Here is a 21449-nt window from a genome sequence, read left to right as displayed (position 1 = left end):
CCGGCCTAAAGCCTTGAGTTCTTCACCCTCGAGAACGAACTTGCTTGTAACTCGGCGGGTCGCTCAGAGATTTGGCATTCCGATTTTCGAGCCTCGGCTTTCCTCCTGACGCAGGCCTAACCGTTCGGCCGCATCGCGCTCCAGCTTCAGCTTGAATTGTGACAAGTCGATAAATTCGTTCGCCTGCCGCCGAAGTTCGTCGGCGATCATCGGCGTCTGGATCGCGATCGTGGACACAACAGTCACCCGCTCGCCGCGCCGCACCCCATGCAAAGGCACACGATCTCAGCCGTCGTCCAGCGTGCAGAACAGAATAGCACGCTGATCGTGGTCATTGTCGCCGGAATTATCGCCGCATTGGATCGTCGTCCGTTGAAGAAGCTTGGCGCCGACGAACACGCGCTGCTCCGGTTGCTGCACCGGTGGCGCGACGAGGCGGCAGACTCTGGGCACGCGATCACCCGAATAGCAGCCGCCTTGGAGGTCGGCCGCGACGGTTTTTTGGCTGGCTGCGTCGCCGTCCCGCGAGCACCGGGCCGGCAAAACCGACGACATCAACGCGCGTATAGCCGGCCTCATCCGTAGGTCGCACGAAGAAATGGCATCATTCTCTCGACGATTGCGGCGCCGTGACGTTTGATTTCCCAAGTAAGGGCGTCATCGAAGCCCGGCGCGTGACGATGAATCGTGTTTCTATCGAGCACAACCTTAATGGGAGCCCCGTTGATCGTAACCCAGCCTACCAAGGCATTCCCGTTCCACTCAACCTCGGAGATTTCTTCGCTCATCAAGTTCCCCCGTATCTCTTCCCAATCGAAATGCAATCAGTCAACTGATTGGCACTGGCTCAGATTCGTCTTTGGCAATTCAGGGCGCACAACATGTGCTCGTGAGCTTGCATGCGGCGCGCTCGTCATTCTCGCCGGATCTCAAATCAAGTCTCATATAGGAGGCACGATCGACAGAAAACGGGCGGCTGAGAAGTCGAAAGCATCAGGCCGCAACCAATCGGCGATTCCCCCGTGGCATGGAGAAATCCGGCCAGTGACAGGGCGCTGGCGCGAGCTTCCTTCTCCCACGCGCGAACGTTTGCTGGCAAGTCCGGTCTCCTGCAGAAGTCGTCGATCAGCTTCGCGGGCTCATTTGCCATGTCATAACGCCTCAGCCCTATCAACAAATGGGGAGGGGACACTTCGCTAGCGCTCTAGTGATCAAGAACTTCTGGCAAGCGTGCTGTACCAGGGGTCGTGCCAGCCAACTGTCGCGTTCTTTCCGCCTTCGCGTCGAGCCTGCGCAAGGCACTACGCCCAATAGCCCAATCAGGACTAGGACTGCTCCAGCTCCGATCAGCCAGTACGTGAGCGTGACATCATCCACAGCCGCTGCTTTCGCTTTCGATTTGGCCACTTGAAGAGATCTCTTTACAGGGCGGAGAGATGACGGTCTGCGGAGGCGCGACGCAACGCGCGTGCCCGATCATTCCCTTGAAAGATGCTCGCGAAGGGCGGCTGCTTCGAGCAGTTTCTCAGCCAGAAGCTTCTTCAGCTCTGCGTCCTCCTCTTCGAAGGCCTTCAGCCGCTCGGCCGTGGCGCCGTCCGTACGCATTGTCAGGTCAGTCATTCTCGACATTTGCTCTTTCCTCAAGGTCAACATGCGCGTTCGCGGGCCAATCCTTCGACCGACTTCCGCCCCGCTTGTCCACGCCCCGCGAGCGAAGATAGCTTCGCTGGTGAAGGCCCGACAAGTATACGAATGGGATATTGTTCGCTTATCACGTCCCGCCCCATATCTAGTTTTCCGCAATTAACCGACGCAACCTGTCAAGTAACCGCCGCTGGCTAGAGTCGCCTTTCGCATTTCATAAACACCGAAAGAGCTCGTGCGTTCCTGCTAATGCGGCGCGCTTGTCAGCCTCAGGACATATTGTTCAAGGCGGGCCACATATCGATCCAACGTCTCGGCATGAGACGGACGCAACGGTCTCTCGCGCGTCTGGTAGGTACGGAGCTTCCAGGCATTCATCGGCGCTCTCGAACGAGACGAGAGTAGCTGACTTCACGCGGTTCGGCTTCTCCATCGTCAGCCGCTGAACGATCGCGATGGAGTTTGTCAGGCGCGAAATTGGGGTAGTGGAGGAGCTGATACCGGATTCGAAGGCTGCGCTGTGCTGCGCGCTTCGCTGGCCGCGCTCGCCTACGATCGTCGCGACTATGCTCAGCTTCTCGACGATACCCGGTGCTACTGCGCAGCGCTGCGCGCCGGACACGCGCAAGCGGCGGGGGCGGAACGCTGGTCTTACACCGAGTACTTGCACAACGGCATCGATTCGATCACCTACGCGAACGTGCTCTGTTGCCTGTCGTTGCTGTGGGGGCTGGACATGGCGACCTGGCGCGCGCGTCCGGCGTTTCGCCAGGTCCTGCGGCTCATCTCCGCGATAGGGCGCCTGCAGAACGACCTGCATGGACGCGACAAGGACAGGTCGGCCGGCGAGGCCTACAACGCGCGATTCTCCTGCTGCAGCGCTATCCGGCTATGCCTGTGGTGGAGTTCCTCAACGACGAGCTGGCCGGCCTTAGGCGCGTGCTGGACCGGGTGATGGCGAAAGAACGCTTTCCCGCGCCCTGGGGAGCGTTGATCGAGGCCATGGCGGCCATCCGCGCGCAGTACTACCAGACCTCGACCAGCCGCTACCGCAGCGACGCTGCGGGGGCAGGCTAGCGTGCGCCGGCTTCGTCAACGGCGAGATCAAGCGGCGGACCGAAGTGGTCGGCATCTTTCCCAATGCGGACGCCATCACACGTCTGGTCGGCGCAATCCTGTTCGAGCAGAATGACGGGTGGGGCGTCGAGCGTGGACGCTACATGACACTGGGAACCATCGAGAGTGCGTCAAGTGCCTGACCGAAGTCCGTAAGGTCAGCCACCATCATTGGCTCTTCAAGGCTCTCTGGTCCGTCGCGATCAATAGTGAACACATTATAACCCCGCTCGCGTAGATATGGGACCAAGGTCTTGCCGATCTTGCCATGACCGCCGGTGACGGCGACGCGCTTGTTGCTCTTTGTCACTTTCGGTTCTCCGAGTTGACCGCCGATCGCTGCGATCGGCGGTCATATAACCAGCGTCTGCCCGGAAGGGTGCGCTACGAAATTCAACGCTGCGTGCAATGGGCTCACGATCCAAGCTCAAACGCAGAGCGCCGTCACGAGGGAAACAAGGTCTACATCGAGTTTCCCAGCGGCATCGTCCAGGCCGAGATGCCGCCGCTGTTCGTCGTCGGTCCGGCGGGCGGCTCTGAACTCGTGAACTACCGCGTCAACCGCAACTACTGCATCGTCAACCGTCTGTTCGCTGCCGCCGAATTGAGTCTGGGCGACAAGGACAGCGAGCGGCGCGTGCGCATTGTCCGCACCGACGGAAGGCCGCGCTCATGGTGATAGAGAGCGAAGACGAACATCAGCGCGACATCCCGCCCGTCGCGCCGCCGGACCTTCGGCTCAGGGGCGAGCGGCCCCGCGTCACACGGCTCTCGCGTAGGGTCCTGATCGGCCTCGGCGCGGCGGCGGCCCCTCGACGCCAAGCGGGCTCGGCGACGCTCTCCAGACTGGCAACACGCAACACGCCGGCCAGGAGTTGCTCAGCACGCAGAACAGGCCTTCGGCCGACGGGCTCGCCGCCTTGCCGAAAGACTACACCGGCCTGCCCCGTCAAGCGCCGCTGCTCGGGCCGCCGCTGCCGGGCGATCTCGGCAAGCCCATCCTCAACGCCGGTGCTGCACCGAACACGGTGGCAGCAACGTCTGATCCGGACACCCAGCACAGATCCCAGGAAATCGAGGCAGCGCTGGTGAGCCGCCTCTTCGCTCAAACTGCTCAGCAACCGCCGAGGCTTAATCGACAAACGTACGGTCAGTCCGGACCGGTTAGAGGCCAAGGCCTCACCTTACGTAGTGCAGGCCGGCACCGTGATCCCGTCAGCGCTCCTCACGGGCATTCGTTCCGATCTGCCTGGCCAAGTCACGGCCCAAGTGACCGAGGCGGTCTACGACAGCCCGTCCGGCAAATATCTTTACGACCGGTATCTCGAGGGTGCTCCTCGGCCGTGGCTTTCGCAGCATTGTTTGGCGTGTCCGAAGTCAAGGCAGCGAGTGCGAAAAGACTTATACCATAGCCATCCGGTGAGCGAAGCGAAGGCCGTTCAGGCATAGCCAAGTACGCCCAGAAGCGCGCCGACGAACTGGGTTGCGTAAAGCTTCAAATTGACGCGACAACAAACCTAAATCTTCAAGACCCAGCGCGGCAGTTGAGAATTGGATCCTTCAGAAAGCCGATGCCATCGTCATTCGTCCCGTTGATCCGACCGCGTTCGTACAACTCAGCGAGAAGCTCAGTCGAAGGGCATCAAGCGGCTCACGTACACCAAGCCGTTGAAAGGCCAGGATGGGTCCGTAGGCTGGGATACTAACAAAGCGGGCCAGTTGATTGCCGATGATGTCACGGCGTGGGCGAAAAGCAAATCTGCCGAAGGGCGGCGTTTCCGCCGCAGTGACTGAGCTTTCGGTCGAGTCCTCGCTCGCCGGCCAGTAGGAGACACCCAAAGCTGCGCTGAAGAAGCTCGGAGCACCTGTCGTCCTGGCGCAGGATTGCGCCAATCAAGAATGCGAATTGGCAATGGCCGAGAATGCGCTAAGGGAACACCCCAATCTAAGAATTTTTATCGCAGGTCGCACCGATGATCCGGGCGTCGGCGCAGCCAGGGCATTTCGAAATGCTGGCATCGACCGAGCAGAAGTCTATATCGGCGGAATGGACGGTTCGGAGCAAGCGCTCGTGGATATCAAGAAGGGCACCTACTATAAGGCGACAGCCGCGATCCGGCTGGATCTTCTCGGCTATCCGTGTCAAACGGACGATCCTCGCCCTCTACGTGCTGACTGGCTTGGCGGTGGCTATTGGCGCCGTACTTATCGTCGCTCGTATTGATAGCGCACCGTCCGGCACGCTCGGCGTCAGCGTGGAGATTACGGTACTTACGGCTGTACTACTCGGTGGGGTTCCGTTCACTGGTGGGCGAGGAAGCATGTGGCGCGTTCTTCTCGGCGTCTGGTTCTTAACGGTACTGCGGAACGGCTTGGCTCTCATGAACGTCGGTGCCGAGTTTACCAATATCATCTCGGGCACTGTCCTTGTCGTTGCTGCAGTCCTCGAAATCCTCCAAATCCACCTTCGTAAGAAGATATGAGCATCACTCGTCACCGGCGTTGATGCGTCCTTGCGCCAAAGCTCTCCTCCCTGACTGGGCCGCCCGAAATGCGAGCCGCCCGTTTTTTTTGTCCGCGGGTCTAAGGTAGCCGCGCTTGGCTTCCTTCGGCGCGGACTGCCTTTGACATCACGCTGCTGTTCGCTTCGACCGTCGGGCACGCGGTGTCGCGCGGAGCCCTAAATCCCGGACGCCTCGATCAATTTGGCCGCCCATCGCTAGCGATCAAAGGGCGATCTCCAACGTTCGCGGTTTTGTACGCAATTGGCGCCCCTGACACGATTGGAACGTGTGGCCTTCGCGTTCGGAGTGCAAGGTCGATCTAAGCGGCCAAACGTGGGATTGCCGCTTCCATCAATCGCAAAAATCGGGTGTTGCGTGTCCCCGCAGCCAAATACTGATTTGATCCGATCTGATACGAAAATGGCCCGCGCGAAGCGGCCATCTTTCAAAGTTTGACGAATTGCCAATTCGCAGCGATGGGCCAGTTAGCGACGGCCCTCATGCAGGTGTGCTCCAAAGTGAACTGCGCGGAGTTGATAGTATGCAATGAGCAGCTTCACCTCCATCAGTTCCTCGGGGTCGCTTTTCAGCCTCCAAAAGGCATAAAATACGGCTACGGGCATACTATGGGTCGGCCATCACCAGTCGTTCAGGCTTACAGTTTGAGCCTATGCTCGGGTTGCTAACCAGAATGACGACAATAGCGGCGGCAGCGCGGAGATCCTATGAGAGCACGGCCTACGTGACAGTCCGGCCGGCCCGGAGCGAACTGGTCCACCTGGTCGGGTGAAAAGCGAATAGGCGCCGGCTCATGCAGCCAACCTTGATGGTCATTGATAGGGCATTCGGCCAGGGTGACTACTACTAGATCGAGCAGGTTCGTTTGCCACCCGGCATGAGCTAGTGCGTCATGAGTTCGTGGGTAGAGCCGCTATTGATAGATGGGTGCCTGCAGCAAAGTGCGCGCCCGGAAAGGGGAAATTCATGCATGCGACCGCGCTGAGCCGCGCCTCTCCTGCGCTGATCCTGGGTGCCTGCGGGGTAATGGGGAGCGCGCGAGCTGGTGATCCGCCGGGGCCTGCCGAGGTCACGACGCCGGCCGGGCAGAAAGGGGGCGCCTGCCAAACGCCGAATATGCCGTCGCCGGCCGAGCAGCAGCGCCTGCCGCCGGACTCCAGCACCAGGCACACGCTTGAGCTCCCTGGGCGGATGCTTTCTTTCGTCGCGATCGCCGGCTCCATCCGTCTGTTCGACGACAAGGGCGAGGCGCAGGCGGACATCGCCTATACCTCCTATCAGCTCGACGGCACCGATCGCGGTACGCGCCCCGTGACATTCTTCTTCAACGGCGGACCGGGCTCATCATCGGCTTGGCTGCAGCTAGGCAATGCCGGGCCATGGCGACTGCCAATCAACGCGGACAAGGTCACGCCATCGACATTTCCGGAGGTGAGGCCAAACGGAGAAACTTGGCTCGATTTCACCGACCTGGTTTTTCTCGATCCTGTAGGCACTGGCTATAGCCGGTTCGTGGGGACCGGCGATGATGCGCGCAAGCGGCTCTATTCCGTTGATGGCGACGTCAACGCGCTGGCGCTGGTGATCCGCCGCTGGCTCGAAAACACGACCGGCTGTTGTCGCCGAAATATATCGCCGGTGAAAGCTATGGCGGCATTCGCGGGCCGAAACTTGTCCGGGAGTTGCAGATGCGCCAGGGTATAGGCGTCTCCGGCCTGATTATGGTCTCCCCTCTGTTCGACTACAGCCAGTATGCCAGCACGAGCCTGCTGCAATACGTCGCAAGATTGCCAAGCTATGTCGCGACGGTGCGTGAAGCCGAGGGTCCGGTGAAGCGTGCCGATCTCATCGGCGTGGAAGCTTATGCACGGAGCGAGTTTCTGGTCGATCTCATCAAAGGCCCGGCGGATAAGGAAGCGACCATGCGTCTCGCCGACAAGGCTGCCGCGCTGACGGGCATCGACAATGCCGTAAGTCGTAGGCTCGCGGGCCGCTTCGGACTTGACGAATTCCGCCGCGAATTCGAGCGTAAGAGCGGTAACTTAATCGGTAATTATGACGCCTCGGCGCGTGGCCTCAATCCATATCCGGAATCCGATTTACACGCTTCCGGCGATCCCTCGGGCGATCCGCTGTTGGCGCCGCTGACCAGCGCCACTGTCGATCTGCTTACGCGCAAGCTAAACTGGCGGCCGGACGGGTCCTATGAGTTGCGTAACCCAACAATTTTACAGGGTTGGGACTTCGGTCACGGCTTGCCGGAGTCAGTTTCGGAGCTGCGCCAGACTCTGGCAACGGACCGCAATATGAAGTTGCTAGTCGGGCACGGCCTGTTTGACCTCGTCACGCCTTATTTCGGATCACAGATTGTGCTGGATCAATTACCGCCATTTGCGTCGGCGCCGCGCGTCAAGCTTGTAGTCTTTCCGGGCGGCCACATGTTCTATTCACGAGACACTTCGCGCCAAGCTTTTCGTGCAGAGGTCGAAGCGATGATGAAGTAACTGGACCACAAGCATGATTAGGTGCGCGCCGGCATCGCTTCAACTGAGACGCTGATGAATCAGAGGTCGGCTTCAATCGATGCGAGGCTTCCTTCGGCCGTACCGTGGTCGCCCGAGCTGCTTCCCGTCCGTTCGATCGATCTTAGGTTTTCAAGTATGGCGGTGTGGATACCTATGGCATTTATAGGATGGCTCCGGAATGATGATCGGATCGCGCCGAATGGCCAAATGAGACAGTCTGGAATACTCGCGATGGCAATACAAATCTAACTAAAAAAGGGGCGGTTTAAAATGAAGCCACCTCTGTGGAGGATCGAAGCGTCGACCAAGCAGAACTATCGCTTAAGATTGTCACCAATGATCCTGTACGAGTTGATTTGGCCGACCAGTTCTGATGCCCACCCGCTCAGAACCTTGTCAACTCCAGTTGTGCCGGCCCACCGGGTGAGAAGACCGGAGCCAGATCTCTTTCATGGTTTAGCTCTTGATTTCGTAAAAGCTGTGCCGAGCGCAGAATTATTCTGGATGATGCTGTCGCGATGCTGGCCGAAGCAAACCTATATCTGGTGTCGGGCGCGCCGTAGCGCTGGAGTAAAGCTGCGGGTGAGCCGCCGATCGGTCGATCCTTTGCGCACGAACATCATCCGTACACCGATTTTAGCCTGATCGGCCTCCCACAACGATTGTCGTTGTCTGGTTCAAAACATTCGGCGTCAAATTCGATTTCCTGACGCCTATTCGGCCCTTAGCTGCGACAGATACGAATGGCACGATCGTTGCTATCGACATCAAGTAACGCCGGTAAGAGCTGAGTGCATCTCTTGAAAGATCACCTTTCCGCCCGCAAGCCGTGGGTGCGTTCTAAAAAGAAGCAAGGCTTTGAGCGTTCGCATTCAGCATGGAGAGCGATGTGGACTTGCGTATAATTTGCCGACGAGACAAATCGCACCTTCTGGTATATCGGCACTGCCAAACGACCGTTGCGCCTTCGGCGTTGCCGGGCTCATAGAGAATTGCAGCGAGCGGTACTGTGTGGGCCCATGACTAGAATTCGGTCGCCCTGCTCAAGCGTGTCAGCTGCGGAGGCAACCGACACAATTGGTGGCTCCTCGATGCATCGCGTCGCCATTTCACGGACGAGTTCGAAACCCGTCGCATAGGCCACACAAAAAGAGGTCAATAACAGGCCCGTTCATAATCCGGGCAATACGGAATCATCCAGATGTCGCAAACGATCGGTCCTGAAAGCAAGTGCACCGCGAATGAACGGGCAGAGCACTGGTCAGATTCGAAAAACAGCTTTTCATCAGATGGCGAGTTTGTTCGGTACTGGAGCCGAGCTGCCGATCGGCTGCGCGCGGCGGCCGCTGTCGAAAGGCGGACCCAAGAGGCGATCAGAAAGACTGGCATTGGTTTGCAGCTTTCCTCCGAGAACTTCAACGGTCTTGACCTGTCAGATTTCCCGCTGCGACGATGTACCCTCAATCGTGCGCAGCTGCACGGCGCAAAGTTGGATCGGGCAGACCTATCTGGGGCAAATCTTATCTGTCCGGGGCTAGAGAGGGTAAGTTTCCGTGGAGCCAAGCTCGATTATGCGTATATGCACGCAGTTGCAGCGCAGGTTTGCAATTTCGAGGATGCCAGTCTTCGCGGTGTAATTGATGCAACCGGAAGTCTGTTTCACGGTTGCAGCATGAGAAGGGCACGCTTTGACAACGCGATGCTGAGCGGGCTCCTCCTTTACCAGTGCGACGCGAGTGATGCTGTATTTGACGGCGCGGAACTGCAGGGTTCGACCATCAATGAATGCTTCCTTTCTTCCGCTTCTTTCCGCTTTGCAAAGCTGAGTCAGGTCACGATCACGAAGGCGCATCTTGCGGCTTGCTCATTCTTTCAGTCGAAAGGGGACTGTTTGTCGATCGTGCGCCCCACCTCGGTCGACGGTCTGGTCCTGGAAGGCGCTTATCTTCCCTATCTGAGACTCTCCAAGGTGAGCGGCCGCATTACGGCGAGAGCCCTGAGCGCTCCATTCGCTGATGTTCACCAGTCAAACCTTTCAGGTGCGGAGCTCGAGCAGGCAGACTTGACCGAGGCGCGATTTCTGTCCGTAAGCTTATCCGACGCAAATCTGGTCGGTGCTGTGTTGAATCGTGCTTCTATTCACTCCTGTCAGCTCGATGGAGTGGACCTGTCTCGGGCTTCGGGCGAAAGCATTTGCATAACAGAGAGCACAATGCGAGCCAGCAAACTCACAGGTTTTCGCGGCCGCTGTGCCTTTGTGCGCGACTGCGACCTTGAATCTGCAGACTTATCACAGGCTTACCTCTACAGGTCGATGATGACGGGTGATCCCCCGAAATCAATGGCGCTGGACCACGCAAATCTCGAAGGATCCAATCTAGTGCAGGCATATCTGGCAGCAGGAATGACTGACAGCAACCTGGAGGCAACGCGCGTCGCATACGTTCGCATGAACCAGTCGTCCTTGCGCGACGCGAACCTGCGCGGGATATCGCCGTTCCAGGCCAGCTTCGTAAAAGTCGACTTTTCAGGCGCTAGGATAACGACATTCGAACCACCGTTTTTTGCCGACCGATGTCCGGGACTGCAGGCCGCTTTGAAGGGTGATCAGCAGTGCGAGCCATCAAGCTACCTGGCTGAACTCTCATCGTTGGTCAGAAGTGGTCGAGAAGGGTCAACCTGATTGCTTTGGAAACTGCAAAATGGAAGGGACTACAATGCCCGAGAGCTTGGAGCAGGTGGGTGCGGTGTCCGAGCTGTAAGCGGGCGCTAAAGCTCTTTGGGGCTCGTGGGCAAGCGCTGCCAATCCGCCACCCAGGGCCGACCTTTTGCGATCCAACCGATGCGATCAGACGAGCCTTTTAGCGTCCAAAAAAATTGGAGTAAGAAAAATGCATCTGGGATGTCTTTCTGCAGGCAAAGCGTTCATCCGGGAGGTGGCGAGAACAGGGCAGACGATTGGGACGGTACACACCCTCGGCGCCCTGCATCTTGGGCATGCAGAACTGATCAGACGTGCGGCATGTGAGAATGACGTCGCAATTGTCACAGTCTACCCGAACAAGACCCAACTTAGACCAGGTGGGAGCTACGATTTCGATTTGGACGCTGATATTGGATTCGCCCTGCGTGCGGGAGCAACTGCCGTGATTTCCTCGAACGACAGCGAAATGTTCCCGCCTGGTTATCGAACGTTCGTATCGCAAGGCAACTATCATCTGCGTTTAGATGGACCTGAGGCGTACTTGAAGGAAGCCGTTACAGGGGCAATCCGCTGGATCTGTTATGCGCGACCAACTCGCAGCTACTTCGGCCTCAAGGATATCGGTCAGGCGATTCTGGTGAAGCGCGCGGTCGCAGACCTCCTTCTCGATTGCGAGATACGGTTTGTGCCGACCGTGAGATACAAGAACGGGGTGCCAATCTCGTCGCGCTTGAGGCGATTTAGTCGCTCCGAGCTCGATGAGCTGTCGCGTCTCTTCACGGCACTCAACCATTCGAGGAAAGAGATCGCCCAAGGAGCGTCGAGCGTCAAGGATCTGGTAGCCGCGGCTACATCTCAAATAAGGTTCAGAAAGTTTAAACTCGATTTCGTCCGGATTGTTGACGCTGATACCTTCGAAGACTTGGAGCAGGTCAAGCTCCCTTTCATAATTGTTGCAGCAGCGACGGCTCATGGCCTTAGGGTCTTCGATAATATCTACATTCCGGATCAGGATACACTCCTGAGTGGTCCTCCGGATATCTGGATTGATTTGCCTGAAGAGTCGTAGTCAGAGGATTATGCATATCGTGATCTTGACAAAGTTGCCACTCCGGCGGCGGATGACGCAGCCTCTACCTTTTGATTGTGCATTCGACTTTGCACTGCCCCGATCGTCGCACCAGCGGTGAAGCTCTCACGATCCACTGAGTAGATCGACTTGAAAAGTCAATCCGAACCGGCCTGCCCAATACGGTAGGGTCGGCTAGCCGCACTTTGAGATAGTCTGCTCGAGCGGCTCGTCGCAGCCAAACGCCGCGGCAGCTCGAAACGGTGAACCGCGACCTTTGGATCCGTAAGCTCTCGAGAGCAGAAGTCTGCGGAGACGATTATGAAAAGGCGATTGGAAGATAATAGAGCTGACGACGCGTGTCTTATCCCCCTGAGCAATCTGGATGTAAGCGAGGCCAAGCGCTTTCAAGACGACAGTGTATGGGGTTGCTTCGAGCGATTGCGAAGAGAAGATCCCGTTCATTACTGCCAAGACAGCGCCTATGGCCCATACTGGTCCGTCACGAAGTACAGGGATATTGTGGCAGTAGATACTAATCACAACGGATTCTCGTCGGAGCAGGGTGTCACGATAGCCGACGTGCCTACCGAGCACAGGACCCCGAGTTTCATCAAGATGGGACCTCCCCAGCACGCCGAGCAGCGCAATACCGTGAGTCCGATAGTCGGACCGGAAAGCCTGACGAAACTGGAAAGCTTGATCCGCTCTCGGGTCAGGGCGATCCTGGACGGCTTGCCACGCAATGATGCTTTCAATTGGGTGGACATGGTTTCCATAGAGCTGACGACGCAAACGCTCGCTACACTGTTCGACGTTCCATTTGAGGATCGGCGACTCCTGTCCTATTGGTCGGATGTAGCTGTTGCAACTCCGAAGGCTGGCCATGCAATCGACAGCTGGGACAAGCGAAGCACAATCTTGTCCGAGTGCCTGGACTATTTCACCCGGCTTTGGAAAGAGCGCATCAATACCGAGCCGCGCCTCGACCTGATTTCCTTGATGGCGCACTCGCCCGCCACCCGCCAAATGAAGCCGAGTGAGTTTCTCGGCAATCTGATTCTGCTGATCGTTGGGGGAAATGACACCACGCGAAACTCGATTACCGGCGGCCTCCTGTTCATGAGTCAGTACCCCTCCGAACTGCGAAAACTGACAGAGAATCCCAGGCTGGTCTCAAGCGCAGTGTCCGAGATTATTCGATACCAGACACCAATCGCGCATATGCGCCGCACCGCCGCGACCGATTGCATCGTAGGCGGGAAAGAGATCAAAAAGGGCGACAAGGTCGTTATGTGGTACATATCTGGCAATCGGGACGAAGAGATCATTGAGAACGCCAACAGTTTCGTCATCGACCGCAAGAATGTGCGACAGCATCTCTCGTTCGGATTCGGAATCCACCGCTGTCTTGGCCGACATCTAGCGGAATTGCAATTGAGAGTCCTCTGGCAAGAGATTTTGGACTCGGGGCTGGAGGTCGAAGTTGTCGGCGAACCTGAGCGAATTGCGTCCAACTTCGTGCATGGCTATTCCGCTCTTCCCGTGCGGATTGCAGCCTAGGTCCGGATCGCTGCGGTGTGGCAGCCGGCACGCGCTGGGATTGGGCGCGTCCTTAATCATCTTCGCTTCTGCAAGCAGCGAAGATGGTTTGGTCGACGCGAAATAATTGCTGCTGGTCGGGATCTAGTGATCAATCAGGCAGACGTTGAACTGACCGTGAGGAGCAATAGCTCGTCGACCGCTTGCAAGCGCCTGACAGGCGGAAAAGTTAACCGCAATGGTAACTCCGATGCCCCGCTTAGATAGCCGCAAACTGTAGAGGCCGATGAACTTGGTATTGAAGATTGTAGCGTTGGCAGCGATTTTCCTTGGCGAAGCGCTTTCGATATTGGCCGAGTTGCTTGCCTCAAGGCAACTAGGAAAGGCCGGCGGTGATCCGGCAATGCTGTTGCCGATGGTTCTCCTGATATCCTTCGGTGGCATCCTCCTCATTTTCGGATACGCACTGGGCTACATGCATCTGAAGAATATCTGGATCGTCGTCGCGATATCGGTGGGAGCTATTCTGGTAGTGGAACCGATACTCGTCCTCCTGCTCTTTAGAGACGTGCCGACAGCCGGTTCGCTGATCGGGCTGATGCTTGGCGCGCTTGGTACGCTCGCTGCCATATTTCTATGAAGGTGATCTGACCGGGCCTGGAGGGGCGCGGCTCGGCGAAGTGTAGTTGGAAGAGGACTTAAGCAACTCGATTCTGCGCGATTGGATGGCTATATGTCGTTGCTGATCCGCGTCCGGCGTCTCGTCACGATGGGTGTATGGCGGCTGGATGCTCTTCGGTCGAAGTCTCCGGACCGGATAGCCGACGAGTCCAGCGGCCGTGGGTGTGCCAATCGATCCGCTCGCCATTTCTGCCTGACCACAATTGAGCGTTAGGAGGCGAGCGGACTGCCGGCTGCTCTCCAGCGTTTGGAACGGCCGCCCGGGCCACGTGCACAGAGCCACGGGATACACAAAAGACGGCGCCTTCTTTCGTGTGCATCCGGATGAACGCTCCTTGGTCAGCTAGTCGTCAGCCAAGCTGTCTAGTCAGACAGGCTACGCATTCTCGACTTGATTGGAGGTTGAATATGGCGGGCATTGGCCGAGCTGGCACCTCGAACGTTGAGCCTGCAGAAACGGAAAGCTGGGGACCGGGCGGGGAGCCTGGGCCAGTCTCCGGTGAAGCCAGGCAATCTTTCGAATCGGCCGTAGAGCGGATGCGCTCCGGGTCTGGAGATAGAATAGCGCCGCTCGTTGGCGACCCACCAGCTTCGGATGTGGCAGTCCCAACGAAAGACGAGATCAAGGCGGCCAAGCGACAAATGCGCAGCCTGCTCCAAACCTTTGATGCTTCTAAAAATGAGGCGGCCCAGCCCCTGAACCGGTCGCAGGCGCAGGACCTGATTGATCAAGTCGTCAAGACGGGGGCGGAAGTTCTGGACTATTATGCAAGCCTCCCCCCAGACGTGGCACGCAGGCTTCTTCCCGACGATCAAGCTCGCCGAGTTCGCCAAGAGACTCTAGCTGCGGGGGATCAATGCAACGCCGTGGCCACCTTGATTGTCCAAGAGCTGGAAGCGAGCAGAAAGAAAGCGGCAACAGTGCTCGAGCAGCTGCGCGGAGCCAACGCTTCGCCCGCCCAGCTGAGCCGAGCGGTATCGACGGTGGCGCAGCGCTACACGGCCTGCATGGAATGGTGGGGAAAGAAGGTATTACGCTCGGAACGGATGCAGTCCGTCTGCGCGGCCACCGCAAACTTGCCGGGTACCACGCCCGAGTTGCTGCGCCTGCATACCGGCTGGACACTTTTTACGAACTGCATGTATCTGCAATCGCGGATCGCTCTCGCGCAGCTCCTGATCGAATCGCAGGCGAGCACGTTCGAACCAGATTTGAATGACGCTCTCATCGGTGAGGACGGGCGGGTGCGTTTGCTCGGGACCTTCGTCGAGGATCTTTTTCCGGCATTCCTGTCGACGGTCGAAGCCGTTCTGTACAGCGACGGAGCGGCGCTCGACGCAGAGCACTGCACGGTTCTGGAAGGTGTCATGGAGCGGCTTTCGGAATTTGCGTCAGGAGTGCACGGCATCGTTGCCAGGCTAAGGGATGACGGAATGGGGGCCGACGTCCCATTGGATCTGTTGGACCAGATCGTAGAGGGTGCCTGGGTCACTGCAAACGAAGTAACACGGCTTTTGGCTGTGCAGCCAAAGATGTCGACCGTGATTGAACCGCTGGCCAGCTCGATACCAGAAAATGCCGGTGTAGTCGCTGAGGGCCAGGCCACGCGCAGGAAGGGAAAAAGCAAGCGCGCGCCGGCGGCAGGCGAGGGGAGTTCGGCGGCCGCGGAGCGCGACCCACAGCTTGCCAGGCCCGACGCTGCCTCGGCTCGGACAGGTAAGGTCATCGTCCTGTCGGACCTCGGCACCAAGAAGCTTGCGACCGCTGCGGAGGCGGCACGCGCACAGGAATCATCAGCGGACGACCACCTGGAGATGTGGCAGGCTCCGCCATCCAGGAAAGCGCTGAGCGGATTGCTCAATCGGTTGGACGAGCTACTGCAGTTCAATCTGCCGGCGCAGCAAAGCGCCGTCTCGCAAGCGCGCCAGATGAAGCCCGAGGACGCGGACCACGTCGTCGGTCTTGTCGTCGAGCGCCTGCAAACGCAAGCTACCGAGATCGGGGCCTGCGTAGCGGCCCTGGAGGAGCCTCGCCGACGCGGCCTGCTTACGCCTGCGCAGGTGCCCGAAGTGCACGAAAAAATATCCCGGCTCAAGGCGATGTGGTCCGAGGTGCAGGGACAGGCAAATTATTTGGACGCACAGAAGGCAGCGATCACGATGAATTGCATGAAGACCTACGCCTTCCCGTCGCAGAATTACCTTGAATATTTGCGGGGGGCCGGGGAATTGCCGCCTGCAGATCCACCACGCGCTCTGAAGGGCGAGCCGGGGACGCTGTTCGAGATCAGGCTTCAACCCAAGCCGCTGAGCAATGGTAAGATGCCGAATCCGGTGTGGGTGCACATCCATACCAAGCGGCCGGTACATGCCTGGCAATTGGCAACGCTGGGCGATCGCGAATTCGCTGCTTGCCACGTGAAGTCCGACGAACAGCGCGGCTACAATCAGCACTGGCAGAGCGCTCGAGCCGCCGATGGGTACGAGAACGTGGTGATCCACCGCGGCAAGCTCACTCCTGCGTTCTGTAGGTCCTTGTTGAGCAGCGCCGCTGGCAGCCATCCGTGGCACCCCCTTCCCGACCCGGAGCACGCGTCGGCGCAGATGGCTCGACTGGGATTCCGGTAAACTGCTGGTCTTGCGGCAGTGTACCCTTCAGGGGCAGCTTTCATGTTTCCGCATCGCCTCGGGGGGACCTGAGCAGCACCGTGCCCCAAGCTCCATCTCCCGAAAGTATGGAGCCTGGGCAGGAAAACACACACCACGCGCGACTTGTCAGCTGGCGATCTTGACAATTGTCGACCCCGGACAAGCAAGCTGCCGTTACCAGGCGTCGCGAAAATCGGCGCTCCGGCGAGCGGGTAGGCCACTGAATGCGGCGGGCGGACAAAGATGCGCCTGATGAGGCCGACGATCCGTCAGACGTAACAGCGCTTTCGCTCGTCTGCCCGCTGCAAACTGCTGCGCAACCCTTGGCGGAGCTTGAGCCGCTTGCGGTCGGTCGGGATGCACGAGAGCTGAGCATCCGGGGCTGCTTTAATGAATCAAATTCGCGTTGCGCAACGATGCTGCCTGTAAGGCTACGACCGACCCACCTACCGCCTCCATGGGCCGCTGCAGGTGCGCTTGTCTCCTTCGCTCATCCCCTCAAGCCGGCTCACATCGGAGGTGGTTCTCTCAAAGAGAATGGGGTGTAATCAGTCATGTCTCTGCGTCCTTTCAGCATCCCCGAACGACCAACAGGGTATCGCCGGAGTGGTAGGCGATGCCCTCCGCACTCCGATAAGCTCGGTCCCGACGCGGGCGAGTTTGAAGCTCCTTGCGGGGGGCGCATCGACAAGCCGCTACTCCATTTCTGCATGGTCTTCGGGCGCAATGCGCCGCAGCACCGTCGTCCAAGGTTACCAGCACGTCGCCAGGTCGTCCGCAAAGCCTTTTCCCCCTGCTCGTGCACTGTCGCCTTACTCGGTGCCGTCGAAACTTTGCGGTGTGGGTGGAGCTCAGCCGAGCAAAGACGCCGTAGTCTTTCTCGCCCATCAAGAACTCGCTTGTCCATCTCCTCGGCAGGTGGTGCAGCAGCTGGAAGGCACTTAGGGTTTCGAACGCGTGCGATGAACGGCGGCTCCAGCCCGCAAGCGAAGTCCGGGTACAAGCGTATGCGACTGCTCCGAGAGATTCGCGGACCACAAACGGCTGCGCAGGCTCGTCGCCCCTCAATCAAGCCGGTGGTAAGGTCCAAATCTATCCATTCGGTAGATAGAGCCAATCAAGAATATCGATTTTACCTTCGCGAGGTCGTCTTATAGCACCTCAGAGGAGGCTGGGCCTATATAAGGGAGACTCGAATGAAAAAATTCCTGTTTGTGGCCGCGAGCGTCGTCGCGCTTGCAATGACGGCGCTGCCGACTTTTGTCGCCAAGGTTACTGCGCAACCGGTCGACGCTAAGGTGCAGGTAGCCGATACATCATATCCTGAATGCGAGGAGGACCCGTTGGAGGGTATCTGCGATCTCTTCTTTTGCTTGACCGACCCTGCGTGCGTGAAGCCCTGACATCGGAAAGCAGACCAAGAGGAGAGTGAGTGTAGAGGCCTCGTACACCGACCGCTCGTGAGGAGAGCGGTCGCGTCCTCTTGCCCTGCAGACGATGCAAGACGCGCCATCTTTGATATTTTCGTAAGCGGCAATTTCGCGAGAGCAGGGCGGTGAGACCAGTCACACGAGCACTGCTTACGCTTTCCCAATGATTGGTGACCTTGGTCGGGAGAGCACCGGGAAGACAATCAGCGCCAAAGCCGCTGGTGACAAGCTCATAAAGTTGACTGAGCAGTGGGGGTTCGGTTTTAGCGTATACCATGTCCTATTGCCGGCGCGACAATGCACCAGGAGATTCCAGCTACATCTTGTGGTGCGTCAACTGTTCGGCGCTGCGACCGCGCGATGGCATCGCGAGCCTCACCGGATTCTCCAAACCGCCTCGGCCGCTTAGCTAGATGGCTTAATGGGCCTGCTCCGAGCAAGGGGTCATGATGGTGGCTGCCCGGGTCAAGACCTGAGTCGGCATCTGGAGATGGAGGAGAGCGGTGGAGAACTATGCCGGAATCGACGTGTCATTGGAATTGTTGAGCGTGCGCGTTGTGGACGCCCAGGGCAAGGTCCTGAAGGAGGCGAAGGTCGCAAGCGAACACGATGCCTTGGTTGAATTTTTTGAGGCGCTTGGCTTTGCAGTGAAGCGGATCGGGCTGGAGGCTGGGCCGCTGTCGCAATGGCTGCATGCGGCGCAAAAAGAGCAGAGTTCGAAACGGTTCTGCTGGAAGCGCGACATGTAAAGTCCGCATTAGCCGCGATGACGTCCAGACGGATCGCAAGGATGGGCGCGGGATTGTCCAGTTGATCCGGATGGGATGGTTCCGGCCGGTACACGCAAAGTCGGTGGATGCGCAAGAGATCCGAGCTCTTCTGATCGCACGCAAACAGCTTCTCGGGCGGCTGATCGATGTGGAATTTAGTATCCGCCGGATTTTGCGCGGCTTTGGGCTGAAGGTTGGCCCGGTGAGGCGGAAGAATTTCGAAGCGCGGAGCCGTGAGTTGGTTGCGGGTCAGGCGACAGAAAAGGACGTCACGAGCGGAATCACGCTGGCCGGCGACGAGATGGCAAGGCCCGGTGCCTTTCCAGGTTGCAGATGATGCTGGCTTATCGGTGATTGTGCCGCCAGGCACGTTCATGGATGCCGATGACCTTCAGGGGATCGGCCGGCGAACAGCTATGGCCGGCACACGGGGCGTGAAGCAAGTATATCTTGCTAGGATAAACGTTTGTATAGCTGCTCCAACACTTTATTTATCGAGCGCGAGTTACGTATAATTGAACGTGAGACCAATCCGCGCGATCAATCAGCAGCTCCGATGGCGTAACCAGATGCTTCTGTCTTCCAGCCAAACCCGTCGCGCCAAGGACCGATAGTGTGCGGAATATGCAAGCGAAGTCCTTCTCAAGGCTGACGACCTCATGTGCAACAGAACGGCAGCCGCCGTCTTTTACGGTACGTGAGCAGTCGCCTTGTCCAGGCATACGGAGGGGGCAATCATGAGCCTCGACCTAAAATATTCGCCTGAGCTCTGTTTTCTTGTTGGCCTTCCGCGGTCGGGGACGACGCTGCTGGCGCATTTGCTCCAGCAGCACCCGGAAATTGCCGCGCCGCCTGAGCCCTGGATAATGCTGGCGCTTGAAGCATTCGGCCGAGTCGATCGCAAACACCCGGTTGGGGCCTCCCTGGTTCTGGCTGGGACCACCGAGTTCTTGGAGCGAATAGATCGTACTATCGTCAGCCGCGCCTTTGCCGATGCGGCCTACAGCCAATATTTGGCGCTTACGGGAAAGCGCACGCTGATCGACAAGACGCCGCGGTATTGGACGGTGCTCGAGTTCTTGGAGTCGCTCTACCCAGAAGCACCGCATATCCTTCTTATCCGGAATCCATACGCTATCGCCGCATCACTGAAATCGACCTGGCGCATACCGCTCGTTTCGGACAATGCCGATCTGACCAGCCCATCCTCTCTCGCCAATCTCGTGTTTGGTCTGCCGCCGGCGATCGCATCATCTCTCGCCGACGTCGTGCTGGGCCTACCTAAGCTGGCCGCGCACCGAGGGCGCAAGCAAACGCAAGTAGTGAAATACGAAATTCTGGTCGCGCATCCCGACCAAGAGATACGCCGCATCATCGCCGGACTGGGCCATGATCCTGTGGCCCTCGCCTCTACAACGCTAATGCAAACGGACTATCTCAAGTCCAGTAGCTTCGGGGACCACAAGATCCTGCAGAGAACGGAGATTGATAGCCGATCTGTTCAGGCCTGGCAAACTGAACTCAGTGTCGAGGAGATGCAAGCAGTAACGGATGGAGTCGGCGTCGAGCTCCTGATAGACCTTGGTTATGAGGAGGAATTTCGGTACGCACAGCAACTCGGAGTTGTCGACAGGGGGCAAGCAGTAACTGGCGCCTACCGTCAGGCATTTCGAACCTGGTGGGAATCACTCAGGGGCGAGCCATGAGCAGTATCTGATGTGCCCGCGCCCGAGAGCTAAGGAGCGTCATTAGCCAACTAGGGTGTGGACTCAATTGATCGGAGCCAAATTCGGACGGAAGCGAGTTGAACGAAAGCGAAGAACGTCGCGCCGAGCTTGTCGTAGCGGGTGGCGATGCGTCGAAACTGCTTCAGTTTGTTGAAGAAGCGCTCCACGTGGTTGCGCTCGCGATAGATGGCTTTTTCCACCGGAACCTCTTCTTCCGGTTGGATTTGGTGGGGATGTTGGGGATCGCACCTTGATCGCGGATGTGGGCACGAACCCCATCGGCATCGTAGCCTTTGTCGGCGATGACGATGGCGCGCGCATCGAGTTCGTCGAGCAGGGGCCTCGGCGCACGTCACGTCGTGGGCCTCGCCGGGGGTGATCATGAGGCGGACCGGGCGGCCTTTCGCGTCGACGCGCGCGTGGATTTTGGTGGTGAGGCCGCCTCGGCTTCGCCCCACACAACGATCTCCACTCTTTTTCACCCCGGAAGCATGCTGATGGACCCGCACGACCGAACTGTCGATCATCTGCACCTTGCCATCGTGTGCCTTGACGAACGCATCCATCAGCCTGTCCCAGATGCCGGCTTTGCGCCAGCGGTTGAAGCGATTGTAAGCAGTCGTATAAGGCCCGTATCGCTGGCAGATCGCGCCACGGCGCTCCCGCGCGCAGGGCCCAGAAGATGCCGTTGAGAACGCGGCGGTTGTTGCCTGGCTTGCGACCTCGACGGTCCTTCGGGAGAAGGGGTTCGATAACACTCCACTCGAAATCCGTCAGGTCGTAGCGCATGATCACAGCCCCGATGTTTGGTAGCTTGAATCATGGTCCGCCCTGATCCGCTAGACGAATTTGAGTACACGACCTAGTCGCCAGAGGGTGTCTTGCCTATCCTATCTCCCGGATCAACGTCCGGCATCGACTCCCATGGATCGGCGGACTTCTCCCGCGATCGCCCAAATTCCCAAGGGGACCGGTGAAGTCCGTGGTCTATGATGGTGGCGGACAACGACCGCATCTCGTCTCCAGCGGTTGAAGCGAGGGTCGGGCCGACCTTACCGGTCTGGTAATTG

General features: G+C 58.4%; 18 protein-coding genes and 6 pseudogenes. 17 read left to right on the top strand and 7 right to left on the bottom strand.

The window, feature by feature from the left end; all coding sequences use genetic code 11:
* Window positions 1–63 precede the first annotated feature (63 nt).
* From HZZ16_RS23955 to HZZ16_RS23940, 4 genes are all read right to left on the bottom strand, one after another.
* Complete coding sequence (locus tag HZZ16_RS23955) at window positions 64–237, bottom strand: hypothetical protein (protein ID WP_197952329.1); 174 nt, start codon at window positions 235–237, stop codon at window positions 64–66.
* A 48-nt stretch (window positions 238–285) separates the two neighbouring features.
* Window positions 286–555: a hypothetical protein gene (locus HZZ16_RS23950; RefSeq protein WP_197952327.1), complete on the bottom strand. Its 270-nt coding sequence runs from the start codon at window positions 553–555 to the stop codon at window positions 286–288.
* 20 nt (window positions 556–575) lie between these two features.
* Window positions 576–788 carry a hypothetical protein gene (locus HZZ16_RS23945; protein WP_197952325.1) on the bottom strand — a complete coding sequence of 71 codons (213 nt, stop codon included), beginning with the start codon at window positions 786–788 and terminating at the stop codon, window positions 576–578.
* Between the two features lie 688 nt (window positions 789–1476).
* Entirely contained in the window at window positions 1477–1620 is a 144-nt protein-coding gene (locus tag HZZ16_RS23940) for a hypothetical protein (RefSeq protein ID WP_197952323.1), read from the bottom strand.
* Window positions 1621–2137: 517 nt separating this feature from the next.
* Between HZZ16_RS23940 and HZZ16_RS23935 the strand changes: the two are divergent.
* Window positions 2138–2721 (top strand): annotated as a pseudogene (locus HZZ16_RS23935) (terpene synthase family protein); the annotation flags it as partial.
* A gap of 14 nt (window positions 2722–2735) precedes the next feature.
* Window positions 2736–2903, top strand: a pseudogene (locus HZZ16_RS23930) (transposase); the annotation flags it as partial.
* Here the strand turns inward: HZZ16_RS23930 and HZZ16_RS23925 are convergent.
* Complete coding sequence (locus tag HZZ16_RS23925) at window positions 2861–3070, bottom strand: NAD-dependent epimerase/dehydratase family protein (protein ID WP_197952321.1); 210 nt, start codon at window positions 3068–3070, stop codon at window positions 2861–2863. The pseudogene HZZ16_RS23930 and the gene HZZ16_RS23925 overlap by 43 nt on opposite strands.
* Before the next feature lie 138 nt (window positions 3071–3208).
* Here HZZ16_RS23925 and HZZ16_RS38370 point away from each other — a divergent pair.
* From HZZ16_RS38370 to noeE, 15 genes and pseudogenes are all read left to right on the top strand, one after another.
* Window positions 3209–3439: pseudogene (locus HZZ16_RS38370) on the top strand (TrbG/VirB9 family P-type conjugative transfer protein); the annotation flags it as partial.
* Window positions 3433–4071: pseudogene (locus tag HZZ16_RS23915) on the top strand (TrbI/VirB10 family protein); the annotation flags it as partial. The pseudogenes HZZ16_RS38370 and HZZ16_RS23915, both read left to right, overlap by 7 nt.
* 601 nt (window positions 4072–4672) lie before the next feature.
* Window positions 4673–4984: a type 1 periplasmic-binding domain-containing protein gene (locus HZZ16_RS23910; RefSeq protein ID WP_197952319.1), complete on the top strand. Its 312-nt coding sequence runs from the start codon at window positions 4673–4675 to the stop codon at window positions 4982–4984.
* Window positions 4929–5243, top strand: a complete 315-nt coding sequence (locus tag HZZ16_RS38365; RefSeq protein ID WP_376707586.1) for a hypothetical protein — start codon at window positions 4929–4931, stop codon at window positions 5241–5243. Before HZZ16_RS23910 ends, HZZ16_RS38365 begins: the two co-directional genes overlap by 56 nt.
* 1005 nt (window positions 5244–6248) lie before the next feature.
* Window positions 6249–7786: pseudogene (locus HZZ16_RS23905) on the top strand (S10 family peptidase).
* Window positions 7787–8143: 357 nt separating this feature from the next.
* Window positions 8144–8452 (top strand): hypothetical protein, encoded by a 309-nt coding sequence (locus HZZ16_RS23900; RefSeq protein ID WP_197952317.1) that lies wholly within the window; start codon window positions 8144–8146, stop codon window positions 8450–8452.
* Between the two features lie 556 nt (window positions 8453–9008).
* Window positions 9009–10490 (top strand): pentapeptide repeat-containing protein, encoded by a 1482-nt coding sequence (locus tag HZZ16_RS23895; RefSeq protein ID WP_197952315.1) that lies wholly within the window; start codon window positions 9009–9011, stop codon window positions 10488–10490.
* A gap of 208 nt (window positions 10491–10698) precedes the next feature.
* A complete protein-coding gene (locus HZZ16_RS23890; RefSeq protein WP_197952312.1) occupies window positions 10699–11580 on the top strand; it encodes a pantoate--beta-alanine ligase in 882 nt (293 codons plus the stop codon).
* A gap of 321 nt (window positions 11581–11901) precedes the next feature.
* A complete protein-coding gene (locus tag HZZ16_RS23885; RefSeq protein WP_197952310.1) occupies window positions 11902–13143 on the top strand; it encodes a cytochrome P450 in 1242 nt (413 codons plus the stop codon).
* 265 nt (window positions 13144–13408) lie between these two features.
* The gene (locus HZZ16_RS23880) at window positions 13409–13762 is read left to right on the top strand and encodes a hypothetical protein (RefSeq protein ID WP_197952308.1); all 354 of its coding nucleotides are present in this window, start codon (window positions 13409–13411) and stop codon (window positions 13760–13762) included.
* A gap of 449 nt (window positions 13763–14211) precedes the next feature.
* Window positions 14212–16431: a T3SS effector XopP-like protein gene (locus tag HZZ16_RS23875; protein ID WP_197952306.1), complete on the top strand. Its 2220-nt coding sequence runs from the start codon at window positions 14212–14214 to the stop codon at window positions 16429–16431.
* A 1217-nt stretch (window positions 16432–17648) separates the two neighbouring features.
* Window positions 17649–17855: a hypothetical protein gene (locus tag HZZ16_RS23870; protein ID WP_197952304.1), complete on the top strand. Its 207-nt coding sequence runs from the start codon at window positions 17649–17651 to the stop codon at window positions 17853–17855.
* Between the two features lie 530 nt (window positions 17856–18385).
* Window positions 18386–18631, top strand: coding sequence for a hypothetical protein (locus tag HZZ16_RS38360; RefSeq protein WP_197952301.1), 246 nt, complete (start codon window positions 18386–18388; stop codon window positions 18629–18631).
* A 61-nt stretch (window positions 18632–18692) separates the two neighbouring features.
* Window positions 18693–18989 (top strand): hypothetical protein, encoded by a 297-nt coding sequence (locus HZZ16_RS38355; RefSeq protein WP_197952299.1) that lies wholly within the window; start codon window positions 18693–18695, stop codon window positions 18987–18989.
* Between the two features lie 400 nt (window positions 18990–19389).
* Entirely contained in the window at window positions 19390–20358 is a 969-nt protein-coding gene (noeE, locus tag HZZ16_RS23855) for a nodulation protein NoeE (protein WP_197952297.1), read from the top strand.
* Window positions 20359–20408: 50 nt separating this feature from the next.
* Here noeE and HZZ16_RS23850 read toward each other — a convergent pair whose 3' ends face one another.
* On the bottom strand, window positions 20409–21026 hold the full coding sequence (locus HZZ16_RS23850; RefSeq protein WP_311974237.1) for an IS5 family transposase: 618 nt from the start codon (window positions 21024–21026) through the stop codon (window positions 20409–20411).
* A 49-nt stretch (window positions 21027–21075) separates the two neighbouring features.
* A pseudogene (locus tag HZZ16_RS37415) lies at window positions 21076–21168 on the bottom strand (IS5/IS1182 family transposase); the annotation flags it as partial.
* Between the last annotated feature and the right edge of the window lie 281 nt (window positions 21169–21449).

Origin of the sequence: Bradyrhizobium glycinis (genome assembly GCF_016031655.1) — a bacterium.
Taxonomy (GTDB): Bacteria; Pseudomonadota; Alphaproteobacteria; order Rhizobiales; family Xanthobacteraceae; genus Bradyrhizobium; species Bradyrhizobium glycinis.
The sequence above is the reverse complement of the archived record's forward strand: the minus strand, read 5'-3'. Positions and strand labels throughout refer to the sequence as shown.